This window comes from Sulfitobacter sp. 1A10359, from assembly GCF_043558145.1.
GTDB lineage: Bacteria > Pseudomonadota > Alphaproteobacteria > Rhodobacterales > Rhodobacteraceae > Sulfitobacter > Sulfitobacter faviae.
The window spans coordinates 559,407-572,346 of sequence record NZ_JBIFGB010000001.1 but is presented as its reverse complement, the minus strand read 5'-3'; the positions used below and the strand labels follow the sequence as shown (position 1 = coordinate 572,346).

Here is a 12,940-nt window from a genome sequence, read left to right as displayed (position 1 = left end):
CGGTCTTTGACTTGGTAAGTAGCGATCAGGAAACCGTCAAGAATGGCCCCAATGCCCCCCCTGCGCCGCACTGCCCGCTCCCTTCCGATTGCGCTTTTGCGCGCGCGGGAAAGGGTGATGGGGCCGATCCGCGAGATCTTGAACGAAAGCGGCATCTCGGAACAGAAGTTTCGCGTGCTGCGCGTGGTCGAGGAATCCGGCCCGATGGAGCAGACCGCACTGGCGCAGCAGGCCTGTCTGCTGCTGCCGAGCCTGACCCGCATGCTGCGCGCGATGGAGGAGGAAGGGCTGCTCAGCCGTGCCAGCGATCCCGATGACGGGCGCAAATCCATCGTCACCATCACCGATCAGGGCCGTCAGGTGATCCAAGACCACGCGGGTGATGCGGCGGCGTTGTTCTCTGACTTCGAGGCGCGTTTCGGCAAACAGCGAATGGAAGACCTGCTCGATATGCTCGAAGATCTCGTCAATCTGGACATGCAGAAAAAGACCGACGGGGAAAAGAAAGACTGACGGGAAAGGTGTTGGCGGGCAGGGCTATCCCCCGTTAACCGCCCGCCGTACCGCGCAGATCCCCGCCCGCGCCATGCGGCTGCCATCCGCCTCGGTCGCCGGTGCGCCCTGTTGCGACAGCGCCCGCAGATAAAGCGGTACAGCCCCGCCCGTGCCGATCACCGCCAGCGTTTGCCCCAGCCAATAGGCCCGCGCCGCCGCCAGTTCCGCCCCGATCAAAGTACCCGCCAGCCGCGCCTCTGCGGTGGGTGGCGGGATGTCTTGCAAGGCCAGTTCGGCCCGGATGGAGGCAAGCCGCCCCGCCATACGCTCGGGCCGCGACAGCCCATCGCTAAGCGCATCGTCAAAGGCCGTGTCGTCCAGCGCCGTGCCCTCGGCAGGGGTGCCATCGCCCAAAAGGCCCAGCAACTCCCCGGTCAGGAAGGTTTGAAAACTCACCACCTCGCCCGCGCTGATCTGCGCCCAGACTGACGTGGCCCCGGGCAGGCAGATCACCCCGTCCCAGTCTTTGTTGAGGCTCAGAAACCCCGCGATGCGCGTTTCGGCCCCTTGCAGCAGACCGCTGGGGCTCTGCTGGCGCAGGGGTGGGATGACCTGAAGGTCGAAGTTGTCGGTGGCGACAGCCGTTGTGCGTTCAGCCGTGGCGGCGCAGGGCACCATGCGCGGCGCGGCATCGGTCCTGCCTGCGGGCAAGCCAGCGACGAAGACCGGCAGGCGGGGCAGTTGCCACGGGGCGGTCAGCTTAGCGAGCGCGGCGTCGAAGGCCGCGAGGTCGCCGGGTTCGGCAGTCTCGCCATCGCTCGTGGCGCTCTCAAGCACCGATGCGCCCTGCATGGCCCAGACCTGCACCCGCCCCTCGTGAACCTCTACCGCCAGCCAATCTGCATTGCTCAAACCCGTCATCGCGCTGCCCTCGTCGTGGAATGTCTCAACGGCATAGGCCCAATGGCCTGCGGGTTCAACGCGTCCGCTGGACGCAAAAAGACGAACCACCAATTTGCTTCAAGCCTAAAATATTTATTCTTGAATGAAAAAGCGACTCGCCCTAGGCTCCCTTCCAAAGCGAACCAGAGGGGAATTTCGATGCGTGCAATCTGTCTTGGCGGCGGTCCTGCGGGGCTGTACTTCGCGATCTCTCTCAAGCTGCGCCAGCCCGAGGCCGATGTCACCGTGCTTGAGCGCAACCGCCCCGATGACACCTTCGGCTGGGGCGTCGTGCTCTCGGACGAGACGCTGGACAATCTCGAGGCCAATGATCCCGTCTCGGCCAAGGAAATCCGCAGCCACTTCGCCTATTGGGACGACATCGCGCTGCACCACAAGGGCAACACGATCCTCAGCTCCGGCCATGGCTTCTGCGGGATCGGGCGCAAGCGCCTGTTGCTGATCTTGCAGGAGCGGGCCCGCGAATTGGGTGTGAACCTGCAGTTCGAGACCGAGGTGAAAGCCGCATCGGAATACATGGACGACTACGATCTCGTGGTCGCCTCGGACGGGCTGAACTCCAAGACCCGGATGGAGTTCGAGGACACTTTCAAGCCCGACATCGACGTGCGCCGCTGCCCCTTCGTCTGGCTCGGCACGCATCAGAAGTTCGACAACGCCTTCACCTTCATATTCGAGAATACCGACAAGGGCTGGATCTGGGTCCACGCCTACCAATTCGACAAGGACACCGCGACTTTCATCGTCGAATGCAGCCAAGAGACCTTCGACGCCTACGGTTTCGGCGAGAAGACGCAGGAAGAGACCATCGCGATCTGCGAGGAGATCTTCAAAGACCATCTTGACGGGCACAAGCTGATGACCAACGCCAGCCACATCCGCGGCTCGGCCTGGATCAAGTTCCCGCGCGTGCTTTGCGAGAAGTGGAGCCACGAGAACGTCGTGCTGCTGGGCGATGCCTCGGCCACGGCGCATTTCTCGATCGGCTCGGGCACGAAACTGGCGCTGGAATCGGCGATCTCGCTCGCGAAACACGTCACCGACGACGCCGATCTGCCGACGGCCTTCGAGAAATACGAGGAGGCCCGCCGCCTCGAGGTACTGCGCCTGCAATCGGCGGCGCGTAACTCGGTCGAATGGTTCGAGGACGTGGAGCGCTACCTTGATCTTGACCCGGTGCAGTTGAACTACTCCATGCTGACCCGCAGCCAGCGGATCAGCCATGAAAACCTGCGCGAACGGGATGCGAAATGGCTCGAGGGGGCCGAGAAATGGTTCCTCGAACAGGCCGGTGCCGACACCAATGGCCCCGTGCGCGCGCCGATGTTCGCGCCCTTCCAACTGCGCGACATGAAGCTCGAGAACCGCATCGTCGTCTCGCCCATGGCGCAATACAAGGCCGTCGACGGCTGCCCGACCGATTGGCATTTCGTGCATTACGCCGAACGCGCCAAGGGCGGCGCCGGGCTGGTCTATACCGAGATGACTTGTGTGAGCCCCGAGGGCCGGATTACCCTGGGCTGCCCCGGTCTCTATGCGCCCGAACACGAGGCGGCGTGGAAGCGGCTCACGGATTTTGTGCATGCCGAGACCGAGGCCAAGATCTGCTGCCAGATCGGCCATTCGGGCCGCAAGGGCTCGACCCAGCTGGGCTGGGAGGAAATGGACGCGCCGCTGAAAGCGGGCAATTGGGACATCATCTCGGCCTCCCCGATCCCGTGGTCCGAGAACAACGCCGTGCCACGCGCCGCGACGCGCGAGGACATGGGCCAAATCCGCGATGAATTCGTCGAAGCCACCCGCATGGCCCACCGCGCCAACTTTGACATGGTCGAACTGCACGCGGCGCACGGCTATCTGATCTCGTCGTTCATCTCGCCGCTGTCGAACCAGCGCGAGGATGAGTACGGCGGCAGCTTGGAGAACCGCATGCGCTACCCGCTTGAAGTCTTCCGCGCCATGCGCGACGCATGGCCCGAGGGAAAGCCCATGGCGGTGCGCATCTCGGCCAATGACTGGGTCGAGGAGGACGGCGTGACCCCCGAGGAAGCGGTCGAGATCGCGCGCATGTTCAGCGAGGCCGGGGCCGACATCATCGACGTCTCCGCAGGCCAGACCTCGAAACAAGCCCAGCCCGTCTATGGCCGCATGTTCCAGACCCCCTTCAGCGACCGCATCCGCAACGACGGCGGGATCAAGACCATGGCCGTGGGCAATATCTACGAGGCCGACCACGTGAACTCGATCCTCATGGCGGGCCGCGCCGATCTTGTCTGCCTCGCCCGCCCGCATCTGGCCGATCCCTATTGGACCCTGCACGCCGCCGCCGCCATCGGCGACCGCCACGCCGACTGGCCGCTGCCCTACGGCCCCGGCCGCGATCAGGCTTGGCGTCTGGCGGACCGTGCGGCGGAGATGGAGAAAGTATGAGCCATATCGTCATCACCGGCGGCGGCACCGGCGTGGGGGCCGAGATCGCCCATGCGGTGGCCGCCACCGGCGCCAAGGTCACCATCATGGGGCGCCGCGAAGCGCCCCTGCGCGAACAGGGGCTGCCGTTTCAGACTTGCGACGTGACCGATCCGGAGGCGGTGCAGGCCGCCTTCGCCGCCGCGCGCGCCGAGAATGGCCCCATCACCGGCGTCGTCGCCAATGCGGGCGCGGCCCATTCCGCGCCTTTTCACAAGATCACCGCGCAGGACATGACCGACATGATGGCGGTCAATGTCACCGGCGTCTTCAACGTCTGGCAGGCGGCACTGGCGGAGATGAAGGAGGCCGGGCAGGGGCGGCTGATCGCCGTGGCCTCGACCGCGGGCCTCAAGGGTTACCCATATGTCGCGGGCTATGTCGCGGCGAAACACGGTGTCGTCGGCCTCACCCGCGCGCTGGCGCTGGAACTGGCGCGCACGGGCATCACCGTGAACGCGATTTGCCCCGGTTTCATCGACACGCCGCTTCTGGAACGCTCGGTCGAGAATATCACCAAGACCACCGGCAAGAACGCCGAGGAGGCCCGCGCCCTGCTAAAACGCGCCAGCCCCCAGAACCGCTTTGTCGAGACCTCCGAAGTCGCCGGTGCCGTGCTCTACCTGCTGTCCGATGCCGCGGCTTCGGTCAACGGCCACGCGCTGGCGCTATCGGGGGGCGAGGTGTGAGCAACGCGGCCAAGGATCGCGTCCGGCTCTGGCTGCGGCTGCTGAAAGTGGTGCGCGGGCTGGAACAGGAACTGCGCGACAGGCTGCGGCGCGAGCATAACACTACGCTGCCGCGTTTCGACGTGATGTCGGCACTCTCGCGCCATCCCGAGGGGCTGAAGATGAGCCAGCTTTCCGGCGTGCTGCGGGTGTCCAACGGCAATGTCACCGGCATCGCCGACCGCCTCAGCGAAGAGGGGCTGGTGGAGCGCATCCCCGTGCCGGGCGACCGGCGTGCGATGATGCTGCGGCTGACGCCTGAGGGGGCGGCGCAATTCGCCCGCCAAGCGCAGGCGCATGAAGACTGGATCAACGAAAAACTGCGCGGAATCTCCTCCGAGGAAGCCCGCGCCATGGCGGCCCGCCTACAAGCCTTCGCCGCCCAAACGGAAGAAGAGGAAAAAGCCAATGCGCAGTGAGGTGACGCATTTTCAATGCGAGATCAAAGACCGGATCGCCACCGTGCGGCTCGACCGGCCCGACCGCAAGAACCCGCTGACCTTCGACAGCTACGCCGAGCTGCGCGACTGGTTCCGCGATCTGGTCTATGCCGATGACGTCGACGTGGTGATCTTCGGCTCCAACGGGGGCAACTTCAGCTCCGGCGGGGATGTACATGATATCATTGGCCCTTTGACCAAGATGAATATGAAAGAGTTGCTGCAATTCACCCGCATGACCGGCGATCTGGTCAAGGCCATCGTGAATTGCGGTAAGCCGGTGATCGCCGCCGTCGACGGTGTCTGCGTCGGCGCAGGCGCGATCATTGCCATGGCATCGGACCTGCGGCTGGCGACGGCGGAGGCCAAGGCGGCTTTCCTCTTCACCCGCGTGGGCCTTTCCGGCTGCGACATGGGCGCCTGCGCAATCCTGCCGCGCATCATCGGCCAGACGCGGGCCGCGGAATTGCTCTACACCGGCCGCGCCATGTCGGCGGAAGAGGGCGAACGCTGGGGCTTCTACAACCGTCTGGTGACGGGCGAGACGCTGGAGGAAGAGGCCATGGCACTGGCCAAGAAAATCCAGGCCGGCCCCAATTTCGCGCATATGATGACCAAGACGATGCTGGCCCAAGAATGGGCCATGTCGATCGAACAGGCGATCGAGGCCGAGGCGCAGGCGCAGGCGATCTGCATGCAGACCGGCGATTTCGAGCGCGCCTACAACGCCTTCGTCGCCAAGGAACGCCCGGTCTTCGAAGGGGACTGAGCCGAATACGAAAGCCAAAAGATAACACGCGGGGAGGCGTAACCATGGCTGACAAAAGTTTTCTCGACTGGCCCTTTTTCGAGCCGCGCCACAAGGAACTGGCGCTGAAGCTCGACGACTGGGCCAAGCGCGAGCTGAAGAACGTGGATCACGGCGACACCGATGGCGCCTGCCGTGATCTGGTGACGATGATGGGCCAGGACGGCTGGCTGCGCCGCAGCGGTGCGGAAGGCGACGAGGTGCTCGACGTGCGCACGCTCTGCCTGATCCGCGAAACACTGGCGCGCCACGACGGGCTGGCGGATTTCTCCTTTGCGATGCAGGGACTTGGCACCGGGGCAATCTCGCTCTTCGGGACAGATGAGCAGAAGGCCGAATGGCTGCCCAAGACCCGCTCGGGGCAGGCGATCTCGGCCTTTGCCCTGACCGAGCCGCAGTCCGGCTCGGACGTGGCCAATTCCACCATGACCGCGAAGCCCGACGGCAATGGCTATGTGCTCAACGGGCGCAAGACATGGATCTCCAATGGCGGCATCGCGGATGTCTACACCGTTTTTGCCCGCACCCGGGAGGCGCCGGGCGCCAAGGGGCTTTCGGCCTTCATCGTGCCCGCCGACACGCCGGGGCTGAAGGTCGAGGAACGGCTCGAGGTCATGGCCCCGCATCCGCTGGCCACGCTGCATTTCGACGGGGTGAAACTGCCCGGCTCGGCGCTTCTGGGCGAGGCGGGCCGCGGCTTTGCCATCGCCATGTCGGTCCTCGACGTCTTTCGCTCCACCGTGGCCGCTGCGGCCCTCGGCTTTGCCCGCCGCGCGCTGGACGAGGCGCTCACCCGCGTGACCAGCCGTCAGGTGCAGGGCGCGCCCTTGAGCGAGTTGCAGATGGTGCAGGGCCATATCGCGGACATGGCGCTCGACGTCGATGCAGCGGCGCTGCTTGTCTACCGCGCCGCATGGACCAAGGACAGCGGCGCACCGCGCGTCACCCGCGAGGCCGCGATGGCCAAGCTCTTTGCCACCGACCAGGCGCAGAAGGTCATCGACAAGGCGGTGCAATTGCACGGCGGCGATGGTGTGCGCAATGGGGAGGCAGTCGAGCGACTTTACCGTGAAATCAGGGCCTTGCGCATTTACGAGGGCGCGTCGGACGTGCAACGTGTGGTCATCGCCCGCCAAACATTGGGAGCCATGTCATGAAGCTGCACCCGACCGGACACGAAGATACATTCGCCCGCGACAACCTGCCGCCCTTCGACCAATGGCCGGACCTTCTGCTCGAAGGCTTCGACTATCCAGAGCGCTTGAATGTCGGTGTAGAACTTACTGATAAGATAGTGGAAAAGGGTTTCGGAGATCACACTGCGCTGATCGGCAACGGTCGCCGGCGGACCTACAAGGAGTTAGCAGACTGGACCAACCGTCTGGCCGCGGCGCTGGTCGAGGATCTGGGCGTGAAGCCCGGCAACCGGGTGCTGATCCGCTCGGCCAACAACCCGGCGATGGTGGCCTGCTGGCTGGCGGCGACCAAGGCAGGCGCGGTGGTGGTCAACACCATGCCGATGCTGCGCGCGGGTGAACTTTCGGCCATCGTCGATAAGGCCGAAATCACCCACGCGCTCTGCGACACGCGGCTGATGGATGAGATGACGGCCTGCGCCAAGACCTCGAAATTCCTCAAGACCGTCGCGGGCTTCGACGGCACCAGCAACCACGATGCCGAGTTGGACCGTTTGGCGCTGGAAAAGCCGGTGCAGTTCGAGGCGGTGGACACCGCGCAGGACGATGTGGCGCTGCTCGGGTTCACATCAGGAACCACCGGTAACCCCAAGGCAACCATGCATTTTCATCGTGATCTTCTGATTATCGCGGATGGCTATGCGCGCGAGGTGCTCAGCGTCACCCCCGAGGATGTCTTCGTGGGCTCGCCGCCTCTGGCCTTCACCTTCGGGCTCGGCGGTCTTGCCGTCTTCCCCCTGCGTTTCGGTGCCGCGGCGACGCTTTTGGAAACCGCCAGCCCGCCCAACATGATCGAGATCATCGAGAAGTACAAAGCCACCGTCTGTTTCACCGCGCCCACCGCCTACCGCGCCATGATGCAGGCGATGGAGGAGGGCGCGGACCTTAGCAGCCTGCGCGCCGCCGTATCCGCGGGGGAAACGCTGCCCGCGCCAGTCTACCACGAGTGGCAGGAGAAGACCGGCAAGCCCATGCTCGACGGGATCGGGGCGACGGAGATGCTGCATATTTTCATCTCCAACCGTTTCGACGACCACCGCGCCGCCTGCACGGGCAAGCCGGTGACGGGCTACGAGGCGCGGGTGATCGACGCGGAGGGCAACGAGGTGCCCCGCGGCGAGGTGGGCCGTCTGGCGGTGCGCGGGCCCATCGGCTGCCGCTATCTGGGCGACAAAAGGCAGGCCGATTACGTGAAGGACGGCTGGAACATCACCGGCGACAGTTTCATTATGGACGAAGACGGCTATTTGCATTTCGCCGCCCGCAACGACGACATGATCATCAGCTCGGGCTACAATATTGCGGGGCCGGAGGTCGAAGCCGCACTTCTGAGCCATCCTTGGGTCAGCGAATGCGGCGTGGTCGCCGCCCCCGACGAGGCGCGCGGCTCCATCGTGCAGGCGCATGTGGTTCTGGTCGAGGGTACGCCAGAAGATACCAATACTGTCAAAACCTTGCAGGACCATGTTAAAGCGACGATCGCGCCTTACAAATACCCGCGCGATATTCGTTTCATCAAGGAACTGCCCAAGACCGCAACCGGCAAGATCCAGCGCTTCGCGTTGAGAGAGGACAAATGAGCACTTTCGACGAAGCCTCCAAAGGCGCCAAGATGGATTTCGCCAAGGACAAGTGCTATGGCGACTACCTCGGGCTGGACCAGATCCTGACCACCGAGAACCCGCTCGACATGGCGCATGACGGGCTGCTGTTCATCATCCAGCACCAGACGTCGGAGCTTTGGATGAAACTTGCAATCCACGAGCTGACGGCCTGTCGGAAGGCGCTGCAGGCGGGAGATTTACGTCCGAGTTTCAAGATGTTGACCCGCGTGGCACGGATCTTTGAACAGCTTAACTCCGCCTGGGATGTGCTGCGCACCATGACGCCAAGCGAATACACGCAGTTCCGACCCTACCTCGGCGCGTCGTCGGGCTTCCAGTCCTACCAGTATCGCCTGATCGAATATCTTCTGGGCAACCGCATCGCGGCGCTGACCAAGCTGCACGAACACACGCCCGAGCCGCACGCGGCGCTTGTAGCGGAGATGCAGCAGCCGAGCCTTTATCAGGTGGCGGTCGATCTGCTTTGTGACCGGATGGGGGTGCTCTCGCTCGCGGGCCAGCCCGAGCCGCGTGCATGGGAGGCTAAGCGAGAGGTGCAAGACCTCTGGCATAAGGTTTATGAAGACCCGTCAACCCATTGGGAACTCTACGAATTGGCCGAGAAACTTGTCGATCTTGAGGATTACTTCCGCCGCTGGCGGTTCAACCACGTCACCACCGTGGAACGCATCATTGGATTCAAACGCGGCACGGGCGGCACCTCGGGTGTGACCTACCTGCGCAAAATGCTCGAGGTGGAGCTCTTCCCCGAGCTTTGGCATGTGAGAGGAGCGCTGTAAGTGTCTGTTTTGAAAAAAGATCAGTTTGTCCTGCCCAAGGGCGTCATCTACCTCGACGGCAACTCGCTGGGGCCGCTGCCGAAGGCCGCCGCGGCGCGGGTGCAGGAAATGATCACGGACGAATGGGGCGAGATGCTGATCCGCGGCTGGAACAAGGCCGCTTGGATGGAGCAACCCGCCCGCGTCGGCAATATGGTGGCGGGGATCGTCGGCGCGCCCGAGGGCTCGGTCGTCATGGGCGACACGCTCTCGATCAAGGTGTTTCAGGCGCTGGCCTCGGCGCTGAAGCTGCGGCCCGGGCGCAAGGTGATCCTGTCGGACAACGGCAACTTCCCGTCGGACCTCTATATGGCCGAGGGGCTGGTGGGGCTGTTGGAGCAGGGCTATGAGCTGCGCACCGTGGCGCCCGAGGAGGTGACGGAGGCCATCGGCGAGGATATCGCCGCCGTGATGCTCACGGAGGTCGATTACCGCACCGGGCGCAAACACGACATGAAGGCGATCACCGAACTGGCCCATGCCAATGGCGCAGTGATGATTTGGGATCTGGCGCATTCCGCGGGCGCGCTGCCGGTGGACCTTGCAGGCTCCAACTGCGAATTCGCCGTGGGCTGCACCTACAAGTACCTCAACGGCGGGCCGGGTGCGCCGGGCTTCATCTACGTCCGCCCCGATCTGGCCGACGAGGTGCAACCGGCGCTGGCGGGCTGGCTTGGGCATCGCCAGCCCTTTGCCTTTGAGCAAAACTACCAGCCCGGGCAGGGGATCGAGCGGATGCGCGTCGGCACGCCGCCGGTCATTCAACTCACGGCGCTGGAAGTGGCGATGGAGCTTTGGGCCGATGTCGACATGCAGGCACTGCGCGAGGCCTCGGTGGCGTTGCAGGAGCAGTTCATCGAGGAGATCGAGCGCGACGTGCCGCAGCTGACGCTGGCGAGCCCGCGCAATAGCGCCGAACGGGGCAGTCAGGTCTCCTTCCGGTTCGAGGAAGGCTATGCCGCGATGCAGGCGGTGATCGACCGCGGCGTGATTGGCGACTTCCGCGCGCCCGACATCATGCGCTTTGGCTTCACGCCACTTTATCTGGACGCCGAGGATGTCTCCAAGGCCGTCGCGATCATCCGTGACGTGATGGAGAACCGCCTCTGGGACAACGAAAAATACAAGACCCGCGCGCGGGTGACCTGACAGTATCAGGCGCAGGCGTTAAGCTGGCAAAACGATCCAACAAAACGGGCCCGGCAAAGAGGCCCAAACCAACCAAGGGAGACTGAAATGAAGATGAAATCACTGGTGATGGCGGCCTCGGTCGCGGCATTGGCGGCAGGCGGCGCATGGGCCGAAGAGGGCAAGGTGAAGGTCGGCATGATCACCACGCTTTCCGGCGGCGGCGCGGGCCTTGGCATTGACGTGCGCGACGGGTTCCTGCTGGCCACCAAGATGGCCGGGAACGAGAACCTTGAGGTCGTGGTCGAAGACGACCAGCGCAAGCCCGAGATCGCGGTGCAACTGGCCGACAAGATGATCCAGTCCGAGAAGGTCGATGTCATGACCGGCATCATCTGGTCCAACCTCGCCATGGCTGTGGTGCCAGCGGCGACGGCGCAGGGCAAATTCTACCTCTCGCCCAACGCCGGTCCCTCGGCGCTGGCAGGCAAGGGCTGCAACCCGCTTTACTTCAACGTGGCATGGCAGAACGACAACCTGCACGAGGCTGCGGGCGCCTATGCGAACGACGCGGGTCACAAAAACAGCTTCATCCTCGCGCCGAACTACCCCGCGGGCAAGGACGCGCTGACCGGCTACAAGCGCACCTACGAGGGCGAGGTCGCGGGCGAGGTCTATACCGATCTGGGCCAGACCGACTACGCCGCCGAGATCGCGCAGATCCGCGCGAGCGGCGCCGACAGCGTGTTCTTCTTCCTGCCCGGCGGCATGGGGATTTCCTTCCTCAAGCAATACGCCAATTCGGGCGTGGAACTGCCCGTGGTGGGGCCAGCCTTCAGCTTTGATCAGGGCATCCTTCAGGCCGTGGGCGAAGCCGCTGTTGGGATCAAGAACACCAGCCAGTGGAACAAGGATCTCGACAACGCGGCCAACAAGACCTTTGTCGAAGCCTTTCAGGAGGAATACGACCGTCTGCCCTCGCTCTACGCAAGCCAGGGCTATGACACCGCGAACCTGCTGCTGAGCGCGATGGAAAAGGCCGATGTGTCGGATGCCGAGGCCTTTGGCGCGGCGCTGAAAGAGGCTGATTTCGACAGCGTGCGGGGCAAATTCTCGTTTGGTAACAACAACCACCCGATCCAAGACTACTACGTGCGCGAAGTGGTCAAGGAGGGCGATGTCTATACCAACAAGCTCATCGGCCCCTCGCTGACCGATCACGCTGACGCCTACGCGGCTGACTGCAAGATGTAATCCCCCGCGGCCCCGGCGCTGACTTCAGGCCTGCCGGGGCCGACAATTCAACGCATTCACGCCGGGCTTCGTCCGGCGCGCCGGGAGGCTTTGCCAAATGTCATTCATCCTGCTCGTCGAACAGGTGCTGAACGGGGTCCAATCCGGGGTCATGTTGTTTCTCATGGCCGCCGGGCTCACGCTCATCTTCGGGGTCATGGGGCTCATTAACCTCGCCCATGGCTCGCTCTACATGGTCGGCGCCTTTGCCGCCGCGGCGGTGGCGGCGGCCACCGGGTCCTTCCTTTTGGCGCTGGTGGCCGCGCTTGCCGCTGCCGCATTGGCGGGCTGCCTGATCGAGATGACGGTGATCCGTCGCCTTTATGACCGCGACCACCTCGATCAGGTTCTGGCGACCTTCGCGATGATCCTTATCTTCTCCGAGGGCACGCGGTTCTTCTTTGGCTCCTTCCCGCTGTTTCTCGATATTCCCGCCGCGCTGGCGGGGCCGGTGACGCTGCCGGGCGGCATCCAGTATCCGCTTTACCGCCTCGTCATCATCGGCGTGGGCCTTGCCATCGCCGCCGGGCTCTTTTTGCTGATTGCCCGCACGCGCATCGGCATCCAGATCCGCGCGGGCGAGGCCGACCGCGAGATGATCGCGGCGCTCGGCGTCGACATCGCCAAGCTCTACACGCTGGTCTTCGCGCTCGGGGCCGCCCTTGCGGGTCTCGCCGGGGCGCTGGTGGGCGCGATCCAGTCGGTGCAGGTGGGCATGGGTGAGCCGGTGCTGATCCTTGCCTTCGTGGTGATCGTCATTGGTGGCATCGGCTCGATCAAGGGCGCACTGATCGGCGCGCTGCTGGTGGGGCTGACGGATACGCTGGGCTCGGTCCTGCTGCCGCTCTTCTTTGCCAATTTCATGGAGGCGTCGGCGGCCACCTCTGTCGGCTCCTCGCTCGCTTCCATGTCGATCTACATTCTCATGGCGGGGGTTCTTCTGTTCAAACCCACCGGCCTGTTTGGGGAGGCCTGAG

The 12,940-nt window shown here is 64.1% G+C and carries 12 protein-coding genes; 11 read left to right on the top strand and 1 reads right to left on the bottom strand.

Going from position 1 to position 12,940, the window contains the following annotated elements; genetic code table 11:
* Window positions 1-42 precede the first annotated feature (42 nt).
* Window positions 43-513, top strand: a complete 471-nt coding sequence (gene hpaR, locus ACGYK2_RS02865; RefSeq protein WP_322329627.1) for a homoprotocatechuate degradation operon regulator HpaR — start codon at window positions 43-45, stop codon at window positions 511-513.
* Between the two features lie 24 nt (window positions 514-537).
* Here hpaR and ACGYK2_RS02860 read toward each other — a convergent pair whose 3' ends face one another.
* Window positions 538-1,506, bottom strand: coding sequence for a 2-dehydro-3-deoxygalactonokinase (locus tag ACGYK2_RS02860; protein WP_271689823.1), 969 nt, complete (start codon window positions 1,504-1,506; stop codon window positions 538-540).
* Between the two features lie 90 nt (window positions 1,507-1,596).
* On the opposite strand from ACGYK2_RS02860, the gene ACGYK2_RS02855 reads away from it, so the two are divergent.
* The 10 genes from ACGYK2_RS02855 (at window position 1,597) to ACGYK2_RS02810 (ending at window position 12,939) form a co-directional block, all read left to right on the top strand.
* Window positions 1,597-3,888, top strand: a complete 2,292-nt coding sequence (locus tag ACGYK2_RS02855; RefSeq protein ID WP_271689824.1) for a bifunctional salicylyl-CoA 5-hydroxylase/oxidoreductase — start codon at window positions 1,597-1,599, stop codon at window positions 3,886-3,888.
* On the top strand, window positions 3,885-4,616 hold the full coding sequence (locus ACGYK2_RS02850) for an SDR family NAD(P)-dependent oxidoreductase (protein WP_271689825.1): 732 nt from the start codon (window positions 3,885-3,887) through the stop codon (window positions 4,614-4,616). Before ACGYK2_RS02855 ends, ACGYK2_RS02850 begins: the two co-directional genes overlap by 4 nt.
* Complete coding sequence (locus tag ACGYK2_RS02845) at window positions 4,613-5,074, top strand: MarR family winged helix-turn-helix transcriptional regulator (RefSeq protein ID WP_271689827.1); 462 nt, start codon at window positions 4,613-4,615, stop codon at window positions 5,072-5,074. Before ACGYK2_RS02850 ends, ACGYK2_RS02845 begins: the two co-directional genes overlap by 4 nt.
* Window positions 5,064-5,864, top strand: coding sequence for an enoyl-CoA hydratase family protein (locus ACGYK2_RS02840; RefSeq protein ID WP_271689828.1), 801 nt, complete (start codon window positions 5,064-5,066; stop codon window positions 5,862-5,864). Before ACGYK2_RS02845 ends, ACGYK2_RS02840 begins: the two co-directional genes overlap by 11 nt.
* 44 nt (window positions 5,865-5,908) lie before the next feature.
* Window positions 5,909-7,060 (top strand): acyl-CoA dehydrogenase family protein, encoded by a 1,152-nt coding sequence (locus ACGYK2_RS02835; protein WP_271689829.1) that lies wholly within the window; start codon window positions 5,909-5,911, stop codon window positions 7,058-7,060.
* On the top strand, window positions 7,057-8,679 hold the full coding sequence (locus tag ACGYK2_RS02830) for an AMP-binding protein (protein ID WP_271689831.1): 1,623 nt from the start codon (window positions 7,057-7,059) through the stop codon (window positions 8,677-8,679). Before ACGYK2_RS02835 ends, ACGYK2_RS02830 begins: the two co-directional genes overlap by 4 nt.
* Window positions 8,676-9,503: a tryptophan 2,3-dioxygenase gene (locus tag ACGYK2_RS02825; protein ID WP_271689832.1), complete on the top strand. Its 828-nt coding sequence runs from the start codon at window positions 8,676-8,678 to the stop codon at window positions 9,501-9,503. Before ACGYK2_RS02830 ends, ACGYK2_RS02825 begins: the two co-directional genes overlap by 4 nt.
* Window positions 9,504-10,691: a kynureninase gene (gene kynU / locus ACGYK2_RS02820; RefSeq protein ID WP_271689833.1), complete on the top strand. Its 1,188-nt coding sequence runs from the start codon at window positions 9,504-9,506 to the stop codon at window positions 10,689-10,691. It abuts the gene before it with no gap.
* An 87-nt stretch (window positions 10,692-10,778) separates the two neighbouring features.
* Complete coding sequence (locus tag ACGYK2_RS02815; protein WP_271689834.1) at window positions 10,779-11,924, top strand: ABC transporter substrate-binding protein; 1,146 nt, start codon at window positions 10,779-10,781, stop codon at window positions 11,922-11,924.
* Window positions 11,925-12,021: 97 nt separating this feature from the next.
* The gene (locus tag ACGYK2_RS02810) at window positions 12,022-12,939 is read left to right on the top strand and encodes a branched-chain amino acid ABC transporter permease (RefSeq protein ID WP_136720382.1); all 918 of its coding nucleotides are present in this window, start codon (window positions 12,022-12,024) and stop codon (window positions 12,937-12,939) included.
* The last annotated feature ends 1 nt before the right edge of the window (window position 12,940 follow it).

What these genes read in the sequence shown, in the direction of transcription:
- hpaR (WP_322329627.1), top strand. Translation starts at nt 43, where the DNA reads ATGGCCCCAATGCCCCCCCTGCGCCGCACTGCCCGCTCCCTTCCGATT.
- ACGYK2_RS02855 (WP_271689824.1), top strand. Translation starts at nt 1,597, where the DNA reads ATGCGTGCAATCTGTCTTGGCGGCGGTCCTGCGGGGCTGTACTTCGCG.
- ACGYK2_RS02850 (WP_271689825.1), top strand. Translation starts at nt 3,885, where the DNA reads ATGAGCCATATCGTCATCACCGGCGGCGGCACCGGCGTGGGGGCCGAG.
- ACGYK2_RS02840 (WP_271689828.1), top strand. Translation starts at nt 5,064, where the DNA reads ATGCGCAGTGAGGTGACGCATTTTCAATGCGAGATCAAAGACCGGATC.
- ACGYK2_RS02835 (WP_271689829.1), top strand. Translation starts at nt 5,909, where the DNA reads ATGGCTGACAAAAGTTTTCTCGACTGGCCCTTTTTCGAGCCGCGCCAC.
- ACGYK2_RS02830 (WP_271689831.1), top strand. Translation starts at nt 7,057, where the DNA reads ATGAAGCTGCACCCGACCGGACACGAAGATACATTCGCCCGCGACAAC.
- ACGYK2_RS02825 (WP_271689832.1), top strand. Translation starts at nt 8,676, where the DNA reads ATGAGCACTTTCGACGAAGCCTCCAAAGGCGCCAAGATGGATTTCGCC.
- ACGYK2_RS02815 (WP_271689834.1), top strand. Translation starts at nt 10,779, where the DNA reads ATGAAGATGAAATCACTGGTGATGGCGGCCTCGGTCGCGGCATTGGCG.
- ACGYK2_RS02810 (WP_136720382.1), top strand. Translation starts at nt 12,022, where the DNA reads ATGTCATTCATCCTGCTCGTCGAACAGGTGCTGAACGGGGTCCAATCC.